This is a genomic window from Erythrobacter sp. JB1-4, from assembly GCF_057365025.1.
The window spans coordinates 1,722,406-1,741,611 of the sequence record NZ_CP200292.1; the positions used below are offsets into that span (position 1 = coordinate 1,722,406).

24 protein-coding genes and 2 pseudogenes are annotated in these 19,206 nt (G+C 54.4%); 14 read left to right on the forward strand and 12 right to left on the reverse strand.

Features of this window, described 5'->3' with window-relative positions:
* Window positions 1-50 precede the first annotated feature (50 nt).
* The 6 genes from AC0V61_RS08010 to AC0V61_RS08035 form a co-directional block, all read right to left on the reverse strand.
* Window positions 51-1,211: a phage major capsid protein gene (locus AC0V61_RS08010; RefSeq protein WP_486156726.1), complete on the reverse strand. Its 1,161-nt coding sequence runs from the start codon at window positions 1,209-1,211 to the stop codon at window positions 51-53.
* Between the two features lie 77 nt (window positions 1,212-1,288).
* Window positions 1,289-1,708, reverse strand: a complete 420-nt coding sequence (locus AC0V61_RS08015; RefSeq protein WP_486156727.1) for an HK97 family phage prohead protease — start codon at window positions 1,706-1,708, stop codon at window positions 1,289-1,291.
* Window positions 1,708-2,013 (reverse strand): DUF6127 family protein, encoded by a 306-nt coding sequence (locus AC0V61_RS08020; RefSeq protein WP_486156728.1) that lies wholly within the window; start codon window positions 2,011-2,013, stop codon window positions 1,708-1,710. The genes AC0V61_RS08015 and AC0V61_RS08020 overlap by 1 nt, the downstream gene beginning before the upstream one ends.
* On the reverse strand, window positions 2,010-3,167 hold the full coding sequence (locus tag AC0V61_RS08025) for a phage portal protein (protein ID WP_486156729.1): 1,158 nt from the start codon (window positions 3,165-3,167) through the stop codon (window positions 2,010-2,012). Before AC0V61_RS08025 ends, AC0V61_RS08020 begins: the two co-directional genes overlap by 4 nt.
* 27 nt (window positions 3,168-3,194) lie before the next feature.
* On the reverse strand, window positions 3,195-4,520 hold the full coding sequence (locus AC0V61_RS08030) for a DNA-packaging protein (RefSeq protein WP_486156730.1): 1,326 nt from the start codon (window positions 4,518-4,520) through the stop codon (window positions 3,195-3,197).
* Window positions 4,483-5,169 carry a hypothetical protein gene (locus AC0V61_RS08035; RefSeq protein ID WP_486156731.1) on the reverse strand — a complete coding sequence of 229 codons (687 nt, stop codon included), beginning with the start codon at window positions 5,167-5,169 and terminating at the stop codon, window positions 4,483-4,485. Before AC0V61_RS08035 ends, AC0V61_RS08030 begins: the two co-directional genes overlap by 38 nt.
* A gap of 130 nt (window positions 5,170-5,299) precedes the next feature.
* Between AC0V61_RS08035 and AC0V61_RS08040 the strand changes: the two are divergent.
* Window positions 5,300-5,936, forward strand: a pseudogene (locus AC0V61_RS08040) (YqaA family protein).
* A gap of 42 nt (window positions 5,937-5,978) precedes the next feature.
* Here the strand turns inward: AC0V61_RS08040 and AC0V61_RS08045 are convergent.
* Genes AC0V61_RS08045 through AC0V61_RS08055 form a run of 3 tightly spaced genes read right to left on the reverse strand, consistent with a single transcriptional unit; the run spans window position 5,979 to window position 8,276 of the window.
* Window positions 5,979-6,776 (reverse strand): enoyl-CoA hydratase/isomerase family protein, encoded by a 798-nt coding sequence (locus AC0V61_RS08045; protein ID WP_486156732.1) that lies wholly within the window; start codon window positions 6,774-6,776, stop codon window positions 5,979-5,981.
* A 10-nt stretch (window positions 6,777-6,786) separates the two neighbouring features.
* Window positions 6,787-8,019 carry a serine palmitoyltransferase gene (gene spt, locus AC0V61_RS08050; protein ID WP_486156733.1) on the reverse strand — a complete coding sequence of 411 codons (1,233 nt, stop codon included), beginning with the start codon at window positions 8,017-8,019 and terminating at the stop codon, window positions 6,787-6,789.
* A gap of 14 nt (window positions 8,020-8,033) precedes the next feature.
* Window positions 8,034-8,276 (reverse strand): acyl carrier protein, encoded by a 243-nt coding sequence (locus AC0V61_RS08055; protein ID WP_486156734.1) that lies wholly within the window; start codon window positions 8,274-8,276, stop codon window positions 8,034-8,036.
* A 121-nt stretch (window positions 8,277-8,397) separates the two neighbouring features.
* Here AC0V61_RS08055 and AC0V61_RS08060 point away from each other — a divergent pair, with 121 nt between their 5' ends.
* A complete protein-coding gene (locus AC0V61_RS08060) occupies window positions 8,398-8,994 on the forward strand; it encodes a Pycsar system effector family protein (RefSeq protein ID WP_486156735.1) in 597 nt (198 codons plus the stop codon).
* On the opposite strand, the gene AC0V61_RS08065 is transcribed toward AC0V61_RS08060, so the two are convergent.
* Complete coding sequence (locus tag AC0V61_RS08065; protein WP_486156736.1) at window positions 8,991-9,359, reverse strand: response regulator; 369 nt, start codon at window positions 9,357-9,359, stop codon at window positions 8,991-8,993. The two genes, AC0V61_RS08060 and AC0V61_RS08065, sit on opposite strands and share 4 nt — an antisense overlap.
* 75 nt (window positions 9,360-9,434) lie before the next feature.
* On the opposite strand from AC0V61_RS08065, the gene AC0V61_RS08070 reads away from it, so the two are divergent.
* The 5 genes from AC0V61_RS08070 to AC0V61_RS08090 are packed head-to-tail and all read left to right on the forward strand — an operon-like array spanning window position 9,435 to window position 12,689.
* Window positions 9,435-9,725, forward strand: coding sequence for a DUF3572 domain-containing protein (locus tag AC0V61_RS08070; protein ID WP_486159497.1), 291 nt, complete (start codon window positions 9,435-9,437; stop codon window positions 9,723-9,725).
* A 4-nt stretch (window positions 9,726-9,729) separates the two neighbouring features.
* Window positions 9,730-10,365 carry an HAD family hydrolase gene (locus tag AC0V61_RS08075; RefSeq protein WP_486156737.1) on the forward strand — a complete coding sequence of 212 codons (636 nt, stop codon included), beginning with the start codon at window positions 9,730-9,732 and terminating at the stop codon, window positions 10,363-10,365.
* The gene (locus AC0V61_RS08080; protein WP_486156738.1) at window positions 10,355-10,810 is read left to right on the forward strand and encodes a RidA family protein; all 456 of its coding nucleotides are present in this window, start codon (window positions 10,355-10,357) and stop codon (window positions 10,808-10,810) included. The genes AC0V61_RS08075 and AC0V61_RS08080 overlap by 11 nt, the downstream gene beginning before the upstream one ends.
* Window positions 10,811-10,821: 11 nt before the next feature.
* Complete coding sequence (locus AC0V61_RS08085) at window positions 10,822-11,553, forward strand: glycerophosphodiester phosphodiesterase family protein (RefSeq protein ID WP_486156739.1); 732 nt, start codon at window positions 10,822-10,824, stop codon at window positions 11,551-11,553.
* A complete protein-coding gene (locus tag AC0V61_RS08090; RefSeq protein WP_486156740.1) occupies window positions 11,550-12,689 on the forward strand; it encodes a GNAT family N-acetyltransferase in 1,140 nt (379 codons plus the stop codon). The genes AC0V61_RS08085 and AC0V61_RS08090 overlap by 4 nt, the downstream gene beginning before the upstream one ends.
* Window positions 12,690-12,698: 9 nt before the next feature.
* Here AC0V61_RS08090 and AC0V61_RS08095 read toward each other — a convergent pair whose 3' ends face one another.
* Window positions 12,699-13,025: an SEL1-like repeat protein gene (locus tag AC0V61_RS08095; RefSeq protein WP_486156741.1), complete on the reverse strand. Its 327-nt coding sequence runs from the start codon at window positions 13,023-13,025 to the stop codon at window positions 12,699-12,701.
* A gap of 300 nt (window positions 13,026-13,325) precedes the next feature.
* Between AC0V61_RS08095 and dksA the strand changes: the two genes are divergently transcribed.
* The 4 genes from dksA to AC0V61_RS08115 all read left to right on the forward strand — a co-directional run bounded on the left by dksA (window position 13,326) and on the right by AC0V61_RS08115 (window position 16,470).
* Window positions 13,326-13,784, forward strand: a complete 459-nt coding sequence (gene dksA, locus AC0V61_RS08100) for an RNA polymerase-binding protein DksA (protein WP_486156742.1) — start codon at window positions 13,326-13,328, stop codon at window positions 13,782-13,784.
* 225 nt (window positions 13,785-14,009) lie between these two features.
* Entirely contained in the window at window positions 14,010-14,390 is a 381-nt protein-coding gene (locus AC0V61_RS08105; RefSeq protein ID WP_486156743.1) for a PilZ domain-containing protein, read from the forward strand.
* A gap of 105 nt (window positions 14,391-14,495) precedes the next feature.
* The gene (locus AC0V61_RS08110; RefSeq protein ID WP_486156744.1) at window positions 14,496-15,965 is read left to right on the forward strand and encodes an ABC transporter substrate-binding protein; all 1,470 of its coding nucleotides are present in this window, start codon (window positions 14,496-14,498) and stop codon (window positions 15,963-15,965) included.
* 19 nt (window positions 15,966-15,984) lie between these two features.
* Window positions 15,985-16,470: a DUF4112 domain-containing protein gene (locus AC0V61_RS08115; RefSeq protein ID WP_486156745.1), complete on the forward strand. Its 486-nt coding sequence runs from the start codon at window positions 15,985-15,987 to the stop codon at window positions 16,468-16,470.
* Window positions 16,471-16,657: 187 nt separating this feature from the next.
* Here the strand turns inward: AC0V61_RS08115 and AC0V61_RS08120 are convergent, their stop codons facing one another.
* Window positions 16,658-17,266, reverse strand: coding sequence for an HNH endonuclease (locus tag AC0V61_RS08120; protein WP_486156746.1), 609 nt, complete (start codon window positions 17,264-17,266; stop codon window positions 16,658-16,660).
* A 144-nt stretch (window positions 17,267-17,410) separates the two neighbouring features.
* Here AC0V61_RS08120 and gluQRS point away from each other — a divergent pair, with 144 nt between their 5' ends.
* The 3 genes and pseudogenes from gluQRS to AC0V61_RS08135 all read left to right on the forward strand — a co-directional run.
* Complete coding sequence (gene gluQRS, locus AC0V61_RS08125; RefSeq protein WP_486156747.1) at window positions 17,411-18,256, forward strand: tRNA glutamyl-Q(34) synthetase GluQRS; 846 nt, start codon at window positions 17,411-17,413, stop codon at window positions 18,254-18,256.
* A gap of 25 nt (window positions 18,257-18,281) precedes the next feature.
* Window positions 18,282-18,521 (forward strand): hypothetical protein, encoded by a 240-nt coding sequence (locus tag AC0V61_RS08130; protein ID WP_486156748.1) that lies wholly within the window; start codon window positions 18,282-18,284, stop codon window positions 18,519-18,521.
* A gap of 10 nt (window positions 18,522-18,531) precedes the next feature.
* Window positions 18,532-19,098 (forward strand): annotated as a pseudogene (locus AC0V61_RS08135) (cob(I)yrinic acid a,c-diamide adenosyltransferase); the annotation flags it as partial.
* Window positions 19,099-19,206 lie beyond the last annotated feature (108 nt).

The window sequence follows — 19,206 nt, forward strand, 5'->3', positions numbered from 1 at the left end:
CCACCTTGCCGGGAACCGATGGTGCCGCCCAAAGGCGGCATCAAAGGTCGTTAAGCTTCGATTTTCAGAAGCTTGATTGCGTTTGAGTCGAGCACTTGGCCGCCCACGCGTTTGGTCGCGTAGAAGTGGACGAACGGCTTGTTCGTAAACGGATCACGCAGAACCCGCGTCGCACTGTGCTCAGCGATCAAATACCCGTGACGGAAGTTACCAAAGGCGATGGGGAATTCGCCAGACGCCACATCTGGCATGTCTTCTGTTTCAACCACAGGATAGCCCAAGAGGCGATCAGGTTGGCCTTCGACCATACCCGGCTGCCACAAGAATGCGCCATCAGCAGTTTTGAGCTTTCGCACAGATGCAAGCGTTGCCGAGTTCATCACAAAGCTGGCACCCTGGCGGTGACCAGACTTGAGCGAGTGAATAAGGTCGATGAGCTTTGCATCGGGCGCGCTGTCAAAACCGTTTGCATCGCCCGAACCAATGTATTGGACAGTCTTGAATGCACGCACGCCGTCTTCTGCAGTGCTGGTCGGTGAACGCAGGAAACCTTCCGGCTGATTGGTGCCAGTGCCATCGACAAAGGCTGACCCTTCTGCGCGAGCGAACTCAATCGCAATCTCATTGGCGAGCCAAGTTTCAAGATCAAAGCCTGCGTCATCGAGCATCGCTTGGCTGGCGGCAGGGTTGGCGAAAAGGTCACCAGTTGGAGGTGCGATTTCAGCAAAGTTTGGAGTGTCGGTTTCTGGGCGCGGGGCAACCTCACTGACCCAACCGGACGCTGTCCCGCCGGTGGCTACAAGTTTGCGATAGCCTGCTGTTCCGGTTTGGACGACCTGTGCGATTGAGCGGATTGGGCTGATTTCAACCAGTTCGCTTGCGATTATCGCATCAATTTTCTGCGGGACAGCATAGCCGCCATCTGCAGGTGCAGCACCATTGATCGACTTGACTTCGGTCTCGCGGCCACGGCGCAGATAGCCATCGACAAAGCCCTTCACTTCTTCAGTGTTCGCAACCGCGCCGCCAATGGCCGGGCGAGAAGCTGCGCGCGACACTTTGTCGAGGCGAGCTTTCACTTCGTCAACGTCGCTACGAAGCGTTTCAATGTCAGCTTCTGCTTGGTCTTGGCGAGCAACAAGATCGAAGCTTTGCTCCATTTGATCGTCCGCAACTGCAGGAGCTGCAACAGGGGTGGTGTTGGTATCCATGGGGTAGTTGGCCTTTCTGTTGGGCATAAAAAAGGCCGCCCAGCATGGCGGCCCATCGGGGGGTCTTTGTTGGGTGCTCAGGCTACAAAATGAACCCGAGCACCATGTTGGAGAGGGTGCGTCACAAGGCTGACCTCAAACAGGTCAATCTCAGCAAGCTCCCGGCCTTTTTCGCTGTGGCTTGCTTGGCGGGCGCGATAGCCAAAGCTAAGGCCGGAGACTTCACCTTGTGTCAGAAGTCTGGCGCCTTTGCTGTTCGTTCGATCTATGCGAGCGATCACACGAAGGCCCTTGTCATCCTCTGAAACACTTTCAATCTCACCGATCTGCTGATCGGGGCGATGTTGCCAAAGAAGGGGAATTGCCTTGCTCCGGCTTGCCAGTGTTGCAGAGAAAGCGCCGGGCCGTATGGTGTCGCGGTCGGCATCGGGGATGTTGAACAATCCCGCATAGCCTGCAAAACGAATGGGGGCGTCTGGCTTGGTTCGGGTGCTCATCATAAAAGATCCCAGACGCCAAGCTTTACGGCAATCCCAATAAGAAGAGCTGCGAGAAGTCCGCGAATGACCCATTCCATGAAAGCTTTCCATGCGCTGGCCTTTGCATCGCGCCATGCTTGAAGAAGCTCTCGAAGCTCATCCAGGTCGCTTTCGGCGCTAGGGTCCGCAAGACCAAGCCGATCGAGCGCTCTGTCGGTTGCAATCTCGGTTGTTTCTTCAACTATTGCACGCAGAGTTACAATGTCGGCGCCGTCTTGATTGGCCTGCGCCATCAAGCTGGCTAATGTGTCTGAGGGTGTCATGAATTGTCCTCGTCAGGTTCAAATCCGAGAAGCGAGCGTTTCTCGTTGCGTGTCAGGAAATCGGCATCGGACACCTGTTTCCACAGTCTTTCGCGGTCTTCTGAAAGGGCTGTTATTTGATCGAGATCAACATTGATTGCGCTGCTGGAAAACCAGGGTGCAAGACCTTCCTGCAAGGCAGAGAACAGCTTCTCTGCCAAAGGCAATAAGGTGAGGCGCCAAAGGGCCCGATTGGCCTCACGATAATTTGAATATGTGTTATCGCCAGGAATACCCAGCAACATGGGCGGAACGCCAAAAGCCAGCGCAATTTCGCGTGCTGCTGCGCTCTTTAGGGTCGCAAAGTCCATATCGGCAGGGGACATCGCCATCGATTGCCAACGCAAACCTCCGTCAAGCAGCATTGGTCTACCTGCATTTACCGAGCCAGAGAAAGCGGCCTCAAGTTCCGCTTTGAGCCGTTCGAATTGTTCTTTGGTCAGGCCCGCTCCGTCTCGTTGTTCGTAGACCAGAGCGCCTGATGGTCTTGCCGCGTTCTCTAAAAGCGCGCGGTTCCATTCAGACGCCGCATTGTGGATGGCGACGGCCTGCTGCGCTGCTGCTAAGGCGCTCGCCCCAAGGTGATCATCCAAGGGGTGCATGGTCTTGATCTGGATAATGTTCGGCCAACCGTCCTCATCCTCGATCGGTAAGGTGATTTGATCGCCAGCAACGCGGTAATTGTAAGCGCACGGCCACCCATCTGGGCCTGGCACAACGCTCATTCGGTCTGGGCGAAGCGCAAATAATTCAATCGGTTGACCGGCCGCATTCTTGACGATTTGAACGAACCCATTGCCGTGCAAAAGAAGATGCGATGCCAAGGTTTCGATCAATGGCTGACCCGCACTTGTGGCGTTGATCAGCGCGAAGAGAGCGTCGTCATTGCTGGTGATTGGGGCCTGACCAACTCCCTCTGCAACTATACGCACGGCGCGCTGGGCGATGGGGTTGCCTAGGAACCCATCCTTGACGCAGCGTTCATACTGGTAAGGCCTTGGGCCCATGGGTTCTACGAAAGCAGGTGTCCAGCCCTGGGCCATTCCCGTCGCCAAAGGCACGCGGGTTTCGCCTCCGCCTTTAAAGGCGGAGAACAGCTGTTCGAGCAATGCCATTGGCAATTTCCTTTGATTTTAAGAACGTTAGATCCGCCGCACACTTGGTGCAGCTTGTGGACCAAGCATCAATTCGGTCAGTGCCCATACAAGCGCATCAGCGCGGTCGGGTGACCGGCCGGGTCCTGCATAGTCACCCCCAATAAGCATCCCGCATAATTGGTCTTCGAGCTTTGCGAACAAGCCACAGTGGCGAACTCTTCCAGCTTCATAGAGCGCTGCCACAGGCTCAGCTCTGGCGATCTTTCCGCGACTGGCGTGAACAAGCTTTACGGGTAAAGCTGCGTTTGCTGCTCGCAAGACGCTTTCCACCATTGCGCCGCCTTGGTTGGCCTCGGCGACCACGCGATCTGCACCCCACTGCTCGCTTGCGACAGCGACAGCTTTGGCCCAATCACTGGGCTTTGCTTGGGCAATAGAACAGTCCGAAAGAACACGCCCCAAGCCGTCTTCATCGATACCAGCGACAATGATGCCGCATTCATCTCCCGAAGAGGAGATCGGAGGGTCAACCGCGACCACCACGCGCCTTAGGCTTGCATTTGTGTCTATGTTGCGTGCCCGCTCAAGCGTGACCCTTGGCCATAAAGTGCCTTCAAGATCGTTCAGCATTTCGCCAGCGATCTCTTGGCGTGCCAATTGCGTGCCACCGAATTCATCGTCGATTGCGGTCAAGAACTTACCAGGTAGGTTCCCAAGGTTGTCGTAGGTCGAGCCTCTGGAGACAACGACGAGCCGATCATTCTCAGCGTCGACTAGCCTCTTTATGATTGGAACCGCGCGCGGAGTGGTTGTCGCAGCAATTTTCGGGTCCGAACCCAACCGAAGTCCCATAAGCAGGTTGTCCCAGGCCCTAGTGGCCCGGTCATTAGACAGCGGCCATTTGCCAATTTCATCGCACCAAGCATGACTAAATTGTGGCCCGCGCAAACTTTCTGGCTCAGCTGCTGAGAACAGCTGAGCTTGCGCCCCGTTGGGGAAGCGTACGCGGCGCAGTGAGGCCTCAAACACTGGTTTCCTGTTTGGCGCACAGCATGAAAGAATACCGCTTTCTCCCTCCACCATCACCGACCGCGCTTCAGCGAGCGAGGACGACACCAATGCGATACGCGCCTGGCTATTGTCTTCGGCGATCATTCGCACCCATTCTGCGCCCGCGCGCGTCTTTCCAAATCCGCGACCTGCTAAAATGAGCCATGTTCGCCAGTCTCCTTTAGGAGCCAATTGGCTGCGACGGGCTTGGAGCTCCCAGTGGAAGCGCCACTCATTTCTTTCCTCTTGGTTAAGCGTTGATGCCACCCTTTCGCGAACGCTCTCATCTACAGACGCGAGCCAGTCGAAAAGGCTGATCAATTGAGCCTACTCTCTCGACTTTTTCCTGCCGAACTTGTTGGCGGATCGCCTCGACCTTACGGTCGATTGATGCGCGAACCTCTGCTGCTGTTACGTTGCGTTGCTCGGCTTGAGCCCGGGCTGCATTGTCTCGGTGTGCTGAAAGCAAGCGGATCGCGTTGGCAAAATCGTACTTATCCGCGTCCTTGCCTTTCATTTCACCCTCGCGAAGTCGGCGCACGACTTCCATCTCGAGATGCAAATACCCTTCGTAGAGTGCCGCTAGCCATTTTCGTGCAAAAGCAGCATCTTGGCGTCGCTTTTGATAAACAGATCCTGTGCTCAGATTGGCTTGGTAAGCTGAGCGCGTGACATTTGAGCTTTCGGCGAGATACTCAAGAAAAGCATCGTACTTGTTCTCTGATGCATTGCCGCGCTCGGTTGCTTCTAAGCTTGGTTCATGCGCCGCGATGATAGCGTGCGAAGTCATTGGTCGTCTCCCGAAAAGAGTGACCAAACAAGGCACATGGCCTTGAGTAGGCACTGCTTTGCGTGGCTGATCCCGAACCACCCTTAAATGCGAATCACAATTTCTTGATGATGAGCTATATGTACCAAATAGCGTGACAATGTCAACCAAAAATAACCAAATAGGTTGTAAATTCTTCATTGCACAGTGCTGGAGGCTGGCATAGGGGCGTGAGCTGGGGGCATGAGTTAGTAAACTTGGGGCCGCGCTGGGCTCTTACCTGAAGGAAGATCAACAATTGGCTTGGCTACGCGCGCTGTATGATTGGACGATGGAGAAGGCTGCGCACCCACTCGCTGTCTGGTGGCTCGCCCTTTTTTGCTTTATCAGAATCGAGCTTCTTTCCCATTCCGCCGCATCCGCTCTTAGGGTTGATGTGTCTTGCCGAACCGCACAAAGCCATTCGCTTCGCGGCCATCGCAACCATATCATCCGTCCTTGGTGGGATATTTGGCTATGGCATCGGATTTTTCCTCTACGAGGCGGTGGGTGCTTGGGTAATCGGGATGCTGGGTCTCACTGACAGCTTTCCCGTCGCGGCCTGCTATATTCGAGAGCAGGGCGCGATGGCAGTATTCTTGGCGGCTGGAACGCCTGTACCATTCAAGCTGATGACTATCACCGCGGGCTTCATCGAAATGAACCTGCTGACCTTCACCCTTGCTGCTCTGGCAGGACGGGCGTTGATCTTTATGGTGGTCGGTATCCTATTCCAGATTTTTGGTGCGCCGATCAAAAGGATCATCGACAAATACTTGGGACTTCTCACGACAGCCTTTGTCGTCTTGATCGTTGCAGGCTTCGTTGCCTTTACCCAATTGGCTGGTGGCGATGACGATAGCAGCGGTGAAAGTCACATTTGCGATGCCGCAACCGAAGTGAAAGCCTCTTCGACAGCGAGCGAATAATGCAAATGGTTTGCTCTTCCGTAGGCTTGTAACCAAAACGGTTTATCGGTCCTGATAGATCGGTGCTCGTTTTTCCAAGAAGGCGCGTTGAGCTTCTGAAGAATCTTGCGTCTGCAAGAGAAGCACTTGCTGTCTGTCCTCCAGTGCCAGGGCTGCCTCGAACCCGGGTGCATCAATGTTCCGATTGAGCGCATCTTTACTCAGGCGAAGGCCCATTGGCGCTGTAAGCAGCATCTCATCGATGATTTCCTGAGCCGCTTTATCAAGTTGGCCGGGATCCACGATGGAGCTTACAAAACCTGATGCAAGAGCCCTTTCAGCTGCAACAAACCGACCTGTCAGGATCATTTCGCTGGCAAGTGAAGACCCTACAAGGCGGGGCAAGAAATAGCTCGATCCCATATCGCAGCCACCAAGACCGATCTTGATGTAAGCGGCATTCATTCTGAAATCGGGTGTGCAAAAACGGATGTCGCTTGAAAGCAATAAGGACAGACCGCCGCCACAGGCTGCACCTTGGGCAAGAGCTATGATTGGTTGCGGGCATGAGCGCATAAGCTGCATGACAGTCGCTATGCTGCGCTGAGTGCGCCAGGAGTGCTGAACAGCGCCGGTGCTCCCATCCTCTCGCCAGGCTTCAAGATCAAGGCCTGCGCAAAATGCCCTTCCGGCAGCTTTCAGGACCACGATGCGGATATCCAGCCGATCATGCAGCGTGCGAAAATAATCCTGCAGCCCGAAAATAAGGCTCTCGTCCATCGCATTCAAACGTTCGGGCCGATTGAGCTTTATCGTCGCAACCGCTCCGTTTTCGGATATTAGAATTGGATCGGCTGACATTCGGGTCGCCTCAAATAATGCCGACAGCTTTGCCCGCGCGCTCAAACATTGAGAGGATTGTTTGTACCTCCTCGGCTGAGTGTTCAGCACAAAGCGAACAGCGCAGCAATGTCATACCCGCTGGCGTTGCTGGAGGACGCGCCAAATTGACATACAGCCCTTCTTTCAAAAGCGCCTCCCACATCATGGCCCCTTGGGTAAGATCAGGCATGATTACAGCGATAATCGCGCTTTGAGGCGTGTCTGTGCCGATGTTAAAGCCCAATTGTGTAAGGCCTTTGTGCAGCGCTTTAGAGTTTTCCCAAAGATGCGCGCGCTTATTAGCGCCATGCATAAGTTTGCGGATCGAGGTAGCAGCGGTTGATACCACACTTGGCGGCAGGCTCGCAGTAAAGACGTACGGGCGGCAGACCAGACGCATGACGTCGAACTTAGGGTGGTTCGATACGCAAAAGCCGCCGACGGTTCCGACGCTTTTTGAAAAAGTGCCGATGATGAAATCAACGTCGTCAATGACGCCTTGCTCTTCGCATACGCCCCTGCCGTTCTCGCCGATAAAGCCCATCGAGTGCGCCTCATCGACGAGAACCATCGCGCCGTGCTCTTTGGCGATTGCAACCATCTCTTTCAAAGGTGCGACGTCGCCCAGCATGGAATAGACGCCTTCAAGCACGACCAGCTTGCCAGCACCTTCAGGAATGCGGCGCAGGCGTTTTTCCATCGCTTCGATATTGTTGTGGCGAAAAGGTACGATCTGCGCATTACCCATCGCGCAGCCGTCGTAGATCGAGGCATGGCTGTCGATATCGAGGATCACATAATCGTCTTTTCCAGCGATGGTAGAAATGATCCCGAGGTTCGCCTGATAGCCCGTCGAAAAGACCATCGCATGGTCCATGCCATAGAACTCTTTGAGCGCATCCTCACACTCTTTGTGGCCCTGGTATGTGCCGTTAAGAACGCGGCTTCCGGTGGTTCCCGAGCCGAAGTTGTCGAGCGCCTCTTTGCCTGCCTCCAAGACATCTGGATCAAAGGTCATGCCCATGTAGTTATAGGTGCCAAGCAAGATCGTATCCCGGCCATTGCAAATGGCGCGCGTGGGCGACAGGACTTCCTCCATCACAAGCGAGTAGGGGTCCTCGACCCCCGTTGCGAGAATTGTCTCGCGCAGTTGGATCATGTCGTCAAACTTGGAGAAAAGGTCGCCGGCTGGCGCCTTCGTTGCGGTTGCAGTGTCTGTCATAGAAATTGCTCTTATCAGCTATCCTGCAGCTTGTGCACTGCACTTACCAATTGGCCGTAGTTTTCTATCTCGGCCTGCTGGTTCATGCTGATGATCACATCAAATTCGTCTTCAATTTCGGCAACGAAATCCATGACGGTAAGGCTGTCAAACTCAAGGTCATTGGCGAAGGTTGTGGCGCTCTGGATTGCCACACCCTTTTTGTTGAATGGCTCGATAAGAGCACGAATGCGTTGGTCGACGTCGGCTTCGGTCATGGCAAAACTGCTTTCTATAAAAGAATACGGCGCCCCGCGCCTGATGGTTGCGCCCGCAAAAGCGGACGGTGAGCAAACTTGTCAAGTTCTCACCTTGATGGCAGATCAATGAGGCAATGCAATGGGGGTAAAGATTGTGGTGCAGACGAATGCTAAAAATGTCGCCCAGATGAGAGACGCCGAACCGGCTGGGAAGGACGCTGTGGCACTACCAGAACGAAAATTTTCAAACCATTCAATCCATCTCGTCCGGACCGCTCAGGTGCAGACTTTATCGCTTTCCTCGATGGCTGATAACAAAGCGTCGATTTTGATTGGTGCGACCTTTGTGGTCTTCTCAATGTCGATCACAAACCTGTTTGGAGGAGGCGCTACTTTTGCGGTGATGACTTTGGCTGCGACAGCATTCATCTCGTCACTGTTTGCTGTTCTTTCAGTCATCCCGTCAGTGCCCAAAGCGCCCGATGACAAGAGCAAATTCAACTACTTATTTTTCGGTCATTATGTCGCGCTCGATACCGATGAGTGGATTGATGATATGCTGGACAAGTTTGAAACCGATGAAAAGCTTTTCCGGACAATGCTGACTGATATCCACCAGGGCGGTCATGTTCTTGCTGATAAGAAATACAAGTATTTGAATTATGCTTATCGCACATTCGTATGGGGCGTTTTTGTCACGTGGATCGTCTTCGCGTATGAGAACTTTGTACTTTAAGCAGGCAAAAGTTCTTTCACTGCGTTCATGAACGGGATGATAGACACAGGTTTTGACAGATAACCCGCCGCGCCCGCGTCTCGGATCCTTTCTTCATCGCCTTTGGCAGCAAACGCGGTGACAGCAAGCACAGGAATCTCTCTTAGCGCCACATCTTTCTTTGCCGCCGTAATAAGGTCCACGCCAGAAACGCCGGGCAATTGAATATCCATTATGATAAGATCAGGAACCATAGTGCGCGCCACAGACAAAACAGTGTCTCCGTCCGCCACAGGTTCCACTTCAAACCCTTGGGCCTTCAAAACGTCGCAGAACAATTTGCGGTTGAGGTCGTTGTCTTCAACAACCATAATTCGTTTTGCCATGAAGAGCGCCCATTAATTATTGCCTCGACCACCTAATCGCCCAGAAAGACCTCCACAATCCCTGATCCTGATCATATTGGCGATAATGCCTCGAACTCAGAACCGCTTAGCCGGGCAAAGACCCTTGCTCTCGCCGTCTTAGGTTGGATTTTGCAAGATACAGATCGGGCGGAGCGCTATCTTGAGCTGACCGGGCTTGATCCGGATTCTCTTCGTTCGGGGCTGGATGATCCTGCAATTTTGGGCTCGGCGCTTGAATTTCTGGCTAATTACGAACCAGACCTTATACGCGCTAGCGAAGCTTTGGCTGTCACGCCTGAAGAGCTGATTGCCCAAAAGCAGATTTTGCACCGCGAAGGAATGTAGACCGATGAGCCGCCCCCTAGTGATCAGCGACTGTGATGAGGTTATCCTTTATATGGTTGCCCCGTTTAAGGTGTGGCTTGAGGAGAGCCAGGGCATCGACTTTGATCTGAAAGGCGGGGATTTTAGCAAGGCTTTGCGTTGGCGCGAAACCGGAGAATTCTTGGCACCGGAAGACATTTGGAAAAAGCTTGGCGGCTTCTTTGATACCGAAATGGGAAGCCAAATGCCGATTGCTGGCTCCATTGAAGCGCTTAATACCTTGAGCGAACAGGCTGACCTTGTGGTCCTGACAAATCTGGTGGATTTTCGCCGGGACAACCGCGCCGAGCAATTGGCGGCGCATGGGCTTCACGCAAAAGTCTATACCAACCAAGGTCCCAAAGGCCCTGCGCTTGCCAAGATCATTGATGAGTACCAGCCAACGCGGGCTCTATTTATTGATGACCTTGCCCAACATCACGCCTCGGTCAAAGAGACGACCCCTGATGTCAGGCGATTGCACTTTTGCGGTGAGCCCATGATCTCCAGCTCCATCCCTTGCGCACACAAAGCCGGCGATGCCCATGCGCGCATCGACGTTTGGAGCGAAGCGCTGCCTTGGCTGATCGATCAACTAAAGGAAGACTTGCATGAGCATTGAGAGCCGCCTGAATGAACTTGGGATCGTACTGCCCGAAGCTGCAGCACCTGTGGCTAGCTATGTGCCGGTCGTAGTGTCTGGCGGGTTCGCTTACGTTTCGGGCCAATTGCCCTTTATCGACGGCGTTCTCATGAAAGGGCGACTTGGCGATGATGTCGAGCTTTCTGACGGCATGGACGCAGCGCGCGCTTGCGGTTTGATGATACTCGCACAGCTCAAAAATGCAGGTGTGCTCGACGATGTCGAGCGCGTCGTAAAGTTGGGTGCTTTTGTGAATTCCACCCCTGACTTTACGGATCAACCCAAGGTCGCAAACGGAGCGTCTGACCTCATGCTTGAGGTTTTCGGAGATGCAGGGCGCCACGCGCGCGCGGCTGTTAGCGCTCCCTCTTTACCGCTGGGCGCAGCGGTTGAGGTGGACGCGATCATTGCACTTGAAGACTGACGCCGGTTTGCATGCTGCCGCCGCGCAATGTGCCTGACTGGTTGACCCGTTGGGAATACGCCCACCGTGGCCTTCATTCTGCTGCAATGCCAGAGAACTCTCTCAAAGCGGCAGAGGCGGCGGTCGCAGCGGGCATGGGCATTGAGTGCGATATTCAACGCAGCCGCGACGGCGTACCTATGGTTTTTCATGACTGGGAACTTGACCGACTGACCAAAGAAGAGGGGATTGTCGAGGAGTGGACCGAGGCTGAGCTAGAGAAAGTGTTTCTTAAGGGCGGGGCAAGCGCAATTCCCCCGTTGGGAGCATTTCTTCGCCAGATCGACTGTGCGGTCCCACTCCTGATCGAAATCAAATCCAAGCCTGGATACGATGTCGAACCCACCTGCATTCAAGTCAACGAGGAACTCAAGGGCTATTCTGGCGATTATGCAGTTATGAGTTTCGATCCAAGGGTTTCGCAGTGGTTCGGGTTGAATTCCCCCGACATTACTCACGGACTGGTTATGCGAGAAGATCGACATGGCTATACGCAAACTTCGCAGGAGCGCGAGACGGCTCTTGCTCAGGCCAAACCTGATTTCCTCGCTTACCACGTGAAAGCCCTGCCAAATCCTTGGGTTCAAGAGTTGCGTGAGCAGGGACTGCCTATTCTGACTTGGACTGTGAATTCGCCCGTCACCCGCAAGGTGGCACTTGCCCATGCCGATGCACTTATCTGCGAAGGTGAGGGGCTGGTATGACCAATGAAGAACTGACCGTTCGTCTTGCCCCCGGGGTAGGCGAATTTGACGCCGCTCAATGGAATGCGCTTGGTGGTGACCAAAATCCCTTTGTAAGCCACGAATTTCTTACAGCGCTCGAGGATTCAGGCAGTGTTGGCTCCGGAACCGGCTGGGACCCGGTTCCGATTACAATCACCGATCCTGCCAACAATTTGCTCGCCGCGATGCCGAGCTATGCCAAAGGGCATAGTCAGGGTGAGTTTGTTTTCGACCACGCTTGGGCGGACGCGTTGCACCGGGCTGGCCGAAACTATTATCCCAAGCTTCAGATTGCAGCCCCTTTTACGCCGGCCAACGGGCCGCGCCTGCTGCTGTCAGATACAAAGCTAGCTTCACACTTGCTCAAAGGCGCTGAGGTGGTCTGTGAGCAAAATGGGCTCTCCTCGGCTCACGCAACCTTTGTCGACCCGGATCAATTGCCGCTTTTTGAGCAGGAGAATTGGCTGATACGAAGCGACATCCAGTTTCATTGGCTCAACCGCGACTACGCCAATTTCGACGGTTTTCTGGCTGACCTTGCGTCTCGGAAGCGCAAAAATTTGCGCAAGGAACGCGAGGCGGCTCAAAGTGATCTGCGAATTGAGCGGCTATCTGGCGATGACATAAAGCCACACCATTGGGATGCATTTTGGGTGTTTTACCAAGATACAGGCGCGCGCAAATGGGGCACGCCTTATCTAACCCGGGAGGCGTTTACACTGCTCGGCGAGCGCATGGGCGATCGTTTAGTCTTGATCCTAGCGCTTGATGGAAGTGAGCCGATCGCAGGCGCGCTCAATTTCGTTGGAAGCGATGCGATTTATGGCCGATACTGGGGATGCACGCGCGATGTGCGCTTTTTGCATTTTGAGCTATGCTACTACCAAGCAATTGATATTGCGATTGAACTTGGCCTACCCCGTGTAGAAGCGGGAGCTCAGGGAGGGCATAAGCTTGCTCGCGGGTATGAACCGGTGCGCACATATTCGGCACATTATTTGGTTGACCCTGGTTTTCGCGAAGCCGTTGCCGATTTTCTCGAACGCGAACGCGAAGGCGTTGCGGCTGATCAAGTGTTCCTCGACAAAAGAACGCCGTTTAAAAAAGCACAATAAAGCAAAGGTTTAAGCGGCTCGGCGTTCTTCCGACAACCAACGGCGTGCGCGGCGTTGAGCTTCAGCGATTTCGCGGGCAGTCATCTCATCCGAGATATCAGCGCGGCAGTAGGTCGCATCCTCGTGACCTCTTGCAGCAGCAAGGTTGAACCACTTGTGTGCCTCGATCAAATCGCACTCAACTCCATTAGAGCCGGTTGAGTAGGCAACCCCCAAGTTGAACAGTGCAGCGATATCACCGGCAACTGCTTCGGCAAGGTAACCCGCGATAGCCAGATCGATGTCGCCGCTCTCTACGGCGTTGCTTTCGACCTTATTGATTGACTTCCATTCCATTTCGTATTCCCCGTTAACTCAATGTCCAAACCCCCGTTTCGGACGTTGTGGGACAAGACCTCAATGATCATGGTCAACAATTGGTTAACAGCGTTGATCTTTTTACAAATTGAAACGGCGACACTTGTATGTCGCTTGCCTTATTTCAGTTAGCCGGGGAGCCAGAGTTTAAACTGTCTTGCGGGTGATTGTTCGCTTGCCTATAGGGCGCAACATCACAATTGCCGGGTGCCTATTGCGAGTGGGATCGCAAGCTTAGCCTGGTCGTCTGCAACACGGGTTTTGGGATTAGAGGACCACATGTCAGCAGCGGCGTCTGAAGAAATTGAAATCATCGAAAAAGCCAAAAAATTGCTTGGAGAGAACTACGCTCCGAGCGACGATGAAGATTACATGAGTGAGCGGCAGCAAGCGTATTTTCAGATGCTTTTGCTCGAATGGAAACGTTCGATCCATAGCGCTGCGGGCCAAACATTACAGTCGCTTGCCAATGGCCCCATCCGCGAACCGGACCTCAATGATCGTGCGTCGAGTGAAACGGACTGGGGCATCGAACTTCGCACACGCGATCGCCAACGCAAACTGGTCTCCAAAATTGACTCAGCGCTGCGTCGTATAGCTGAGGGTGAGTATGGCTATTGCGAGGTCACTGGCGACCCGATCGGTCTGAAACGCCTCATTGCGCGTCCGGTTGCAACAATGACTGTTGAGGCCCAAGAAGCGCATGAACGACGCGAAAAAATCTCGCGAGACGATTGATTTCGGCCGAGTTTTGTCTGCGCTGCCGGGCCCTTAACGCAGTGCATCTGTCTCAAAACGGGACAACTTGCGAATTGCAGCCATTACGGGTGCAAATTTTACGACCGGTTAACTGGGCACTTGTACCTAACCAACAGATGCCTCTTCGTTGTACGCAACACGAGGATGCCGGATTTTTGTACCAGTGAGCATTCAGCCTCACCATCCAACGGAGATGTTACGACAATGACAGGTGTCGAGACAAGAAGCGTATCGCGCGATAGCCTCTTTCTTTTGGCAAATGTGCGCGTTGAACAACAAGGCGACCAACATCGCGTACGCGTGCGCAACCTGTCTGATGGCGGTATGATGGGTGAGGGCACAATCAAGATCAATCGTGGTAACCGTGTTGACGTCGAACTTCGCAATGTTGGTGTTGTCAAAGGAACTGTCGCTTGGGTCCAAGACCAGCGGTTTGGCGTTGCCTTCGATGAAGAGATCGACAGCCAAGCGGCAAGAGCTCCAAGCGGTGCTTCCGGATACGATGTAGGCTATAAACCAGATGTGTCGCACGCGCACCGCGCTCCGCCCGCACCACAATCTGCAACCAATCTGCGCAAAATCTGAAATTGCCAAGCAAAGGCGCGATAAGACAGCGACCTGAGCGGCAAATTCATACCTTTGAGACGACAAGCCGCTGTTCATAAGCGCGAACGGTGCTAACCACAGCGTGTGTCCCGGTATTTCGTCGCCTTTCTCCTTTGCGTTCTCTTGTCCGCTTGTGGTCCGGCGCAAGACGTTGGGCCGGTTGATGTGGCTGTCATCGGCGATAAAGACGCGCTGTTCGAAAGCGGGGTCAATCTCTCTCCTGCCGCCCAGCATATCAGGGGTGCCTCCCACGAAGGGCTTGTTGCATTAGATCAATCGGGTCAGGTCGTCCCCGCACTTGCTGAGCGCTGGATCGTGACCGATGACGCGATGAGCTATATCTTCCGTCTGCGAAATTCCGGATGGCCCGATGATGAGCCGATGACCGCCCCGCAGATCCGCCGTTTGCTTCAGCAAAAATTTCGCCAGTTCGAAGGGACATCTCTCGGGTTAGACCTTGCCAAAATCCTCGAAGTTCGCGCCATGACGGGCCGGGTGATTGAATTGCGCTTGTCCAGTCCAATGCCAGATTTTCTGCGCCTCCTGGCTCAACCCGAGCTTGCTCTTGACCTTCGTGAAGAAGCCACCGGGCCAATGGTGGCTCAGCGTGATAAGGACAACAATTCCGTTATCCGCCTCACTTTGTTGCCCCCTGAACAAAGAGGTTTTCCCGCTCGCGAAAATTGGGAGGAGGGCGCGCGCGATCTTTTGGTTCGCTCTCTCCCGGCAAGCGAGGCGGTTGATGCATTTGGCAGCGGTGAATTTGATCTTCTTTTGAACGGCTCGCTTTTGGATTTTCCAATGATAGAGCTTGGGCCATTGTCCAGAGGTGCCGTGCAATTGGACCCGGCCTTGGGACTGTTTGGCCTCATTGTGAGGAGCGATGCTGGCTTGCTGGAAACCGCTAGCGTGAGAGAAGCGCTCTCGATGGCGATTGACCGTGATGCCTTGATCCAACCCTTTGGACTTGGCGGCTGGGCATCGGCCAGCTGGCTTGTGCCCCCTGAGCTTTTTGGACCAGATGCAATCGCAAGTGAGCGCTGGGCTGAGCTTACCATTGAAGAACGGCAAGCTATTGCCAGAAGCCGTATCGCTGCATGGGCACAGCAAAGCGGAGAGGAGGCTGTTGTTCGCCTTGGCCTTCCCGAAGGGCGCGGAGGAGACCTCCTTTTCCGCTATCTTTCGCAAACCTGGCAGGCGGTGGGCGTTAGAACTGAACGCGTGGCAATTGGTCGCGGCGATCTTGAGCTGCGCGACCGGCTTGCTCGATACGCCTCGCCGCGCTGGTTCCTGAACCAACTCAACTGTACGATTGAAATCGGACTTTGCTCTGAGGAAGCGGACGAATTGGTTCGTGCATCTCTTAGCGTGCGCGAGCCCGATGCTAAGCGCGCGTTGTTGCTTGAGGCCCACCAGATTTTGACCCAAGCAGAGGTCTTCATCCCCCTTGGTGCCCCGGTTCGCTGGTCCTTGGTGCGCGGGTCGGTTGACGGGCACGAACCCAACCCTTGGGGCCTTCACCCCTTGCCTGCGCTGGCAATGCCCACCACCTAGAGGGGTAAGGAGTGCACAAATGACCATCAATGGAGAGCAACCACCCATCCTTACTCGCCCGGCTTCGCAAAGTGGATCGGGCCCAGAGGGGGTGGGCGCAGACCGGCCCGAGGGATTGAACTTTTCGCTTCCTACAGGGACTGACCCGCACTCTGTTAGAGCCCGGATCGAGGCGGTTGAACTCCTGCTTGAGCGCAGTTTTCGCGTGCCCGGCGTCAATATGCCGATTGGGTTGGATGCGATCATTGGCCTTGTTCCTGTTATCGGCGACATCGTCACAACAGCGCTTGGCGCTTACATCGTATGGGAAGCGCGCAATTTGGGTCTTTCCAAGTGGCATTTGACCCGTATGGGCGCCAATGTTGCCGTCGATACGCTTTTGGGTCTTATCCCTGTGGTCGGAGATGCTGCGGATTTCCTCTACCGCTCAAACACCAAGAACCTGCGTATCGTCAAAAAGCACCTTGATAAGCATCACCCAGAAACCCGCATTCTTGAGGGGTGATGTAGGAATAAGGTGACACATGTGTCACTTTATCCCAGCGGGAATTCCTCTAAGTCTCTGAAGAAATGTCATTTTTCCAATCTGAATAAAGTGACACTTGTCAAACACGAATTCGCCCGTGAACGCAGTTTCACAGCGCCAGACACGAATATGACAACGAAGATTGAAGTAGGAAAATGAAAGCGGCTTACGCTTCCAATTCAATGTCCCAATAAAGCCAATCGCGCCATGTCTCATGCAGATAGTTGGGCGGGAACATCTTGCCTTGTTGCTGCAATTGCCAGCTTGTCGGGCGGATCGGGCGTGCCTGCACGGGCATGCTCGCCTGCTTGGGCGTGCGGCCACCCTTTTTCATATTGCAGGTGCCACACGCGGTGATGATATTCTCCCAAGTGGTTTTTCCGCCAAGCCGGCGAGGGATTACGTGGTCGAAGGTCAGATTGTCGTTTGAGCCGCAATATTGGCACTCAAACTTGTCGCGCAGGAACACGTTAAAGCGTGTAAAAGCGGGAAATTCGCTCTGCTTTACATATTGCCTAAGCGCAATCACGCTTGGGATTTTCATATCGAGGCTAGGCGAGTGCACTTCGCGGTCATAACTCGCAACAATATCCACCCGGTCAAGAAACACCGCCTTGATCGCGGTCTGCCATGGCCACAAGCTCAACGGGTAATAGGAGAGCGGAGTGTAATCGGCATTGAGCACAAGCGCTGGACACGCTTCGAGATGGCTCGATGCGTCTTCTTGCGCGCTGCGATAGCGGGCGGCCTGTTCGATCAGGTCGGCTTTGAACATCGTTCGCAAATCCCCATCTGATTGATGCAAACATGACTTAAGGGGGCAAAGAGTCAAAGCTGTGACACCGCCGGTATCCACAGGTGCAATGTGTCGATGGTTTCTGGATAGCGTGCATTACAGCAGTGTGGCATTGCGAGCGGCATGAGCTTGCCCACTACACCCCGGCCTCTCACCACGCGTTTTGCGCCCAGCCCCAATGGCCCGCTTCATCTTGGCCATGCCTATTCTGCGATAGTTGCGCATGATCTTGCCAAAGAGGCTGGCGGGCGGTTTCTCTTGCGGATTGAAGACATTGATGGGCCTCGTTCAAAACCTGAGCTGGCCGATGAGTTTCGACGTGATCTAGAATGGCTTGGCCTTGAGTGGGAAGAGGTTGAAAAGCAGTCGGATCGATTGGGTGTTTACAATCACGCTGCTGAAATCCTTGAAGACCGGGGACTGCTTTACCCATGCAGCTGTACCCGGCGCCAGGTTGAAAGCCTTCCCATGCGAATTGGCGAAGATGGGTTCAAATATCCGGGCTCCACTCGCGGGCTTTACTCGGGGGCCAAACCTTCTGAAGGGGCGGCACTGCGGCTTGATATCGACCGGGCGATGACGGAAGTGGGAACGCTCTATTGGGACGATGCGCTGGCCGGTCGCCAAATTGCCGATCCGCGGCAGTTTGGCGATGTGGTACTGGTGCGCAAAGATCTGCCTTCAAGCTACCATCTGTCTGTTACCGTTGACGATGTACAAGATGGCGTGACCTTGGTGACACGCGGCCTCGACCTGTTTGATGCAAGCCATATTCACCGGGTGTTGCAAGCGCTGTTGGGAAGCCCGGTTCCGCGTTGGTATCATCACAAACTTGTGATGGATGAAAACGGGGAGAAATTGGCAAAACGTCGCGGTTCTCCTCCACTTTCAGCGCGGCGGGGCGCGGGAGAAGATGGACTGATGCTTGCAGAGCAATTGAGGATGCAAAAATTCCCGCTTGGAACTTGAAGGCAATCCGCCCATTTAGACGGGCATGAACTATATTCTTATCCCTGCGCTCATTATTTTGTGCATTCTCGTTGTGGTATCGCTCGTGCGCGGGATCATTGCTTTTCTGAAGACAACCAAGATCGACCTGGAAACGGGCGAGGCGGAGACGGTTACGGAGATGCAGGAGATGCAGAACAAGGCGATGTTCTCGCGGATCAAATATCAGGCGGCGGCCATCGCGGTTATCGCGGTCATCGCACTTGTGGCGGGCGCTGGCAGCTAACTCGCCTCCCATGGTAAAGCTCACGAAAATCTACACCCGCACCGGTGACGATGGCACAACCGGCCTCGTTGATGGCTCGCGCGAGGAAAAGCATTCTTGCCGTATTGCCGCGATCGGCAGGGTTGATGAGGCAAACTCGGCGATTGGCCTTGCGGTTTGCGCGCTTGAGGATGCGGGGCATAAGGCTGCCTTGACCCGCATCCAGAACGATCTGTTTGATCTGGGCGCTGATATTGCCACGCCTGCACAAGATGGCGATTTTGCGCCTAAAGAAATGGCGCTTAGGGTCGTCGCCTCCCAAACAGATTGGCTTGAGCAACAGATTGACGCTTTCAATGAACATCTAGAGCCGCTCAACAGCTTTGTTCTTCCCGGCGGCAGCGAAGCGGCGGCGCGGGTTCACATTGCCCGTGCATCGACCAGAGCCGCCGAGCGCGCGATGACTGAGCTTGCCAGCGAGACGGCGATCAATCCAGCGGCCCTTGCATACATCAACCGGCTTTCAGACTTTCTGTTTGTTATGGCACGCGTGCTTAATGATAATGGCAAGGCGGACGTGAAGTGGGTGCCCGGCGCGAGATCGTTAGGCGCGCAAATCGTTGACGCGCAAATCGCTAGCCACACGCCAGCTTCCTCGCTAGGAGCGCGCAGCAAAGCCATGCTGCACTTGCGAAGGAGCCTAACC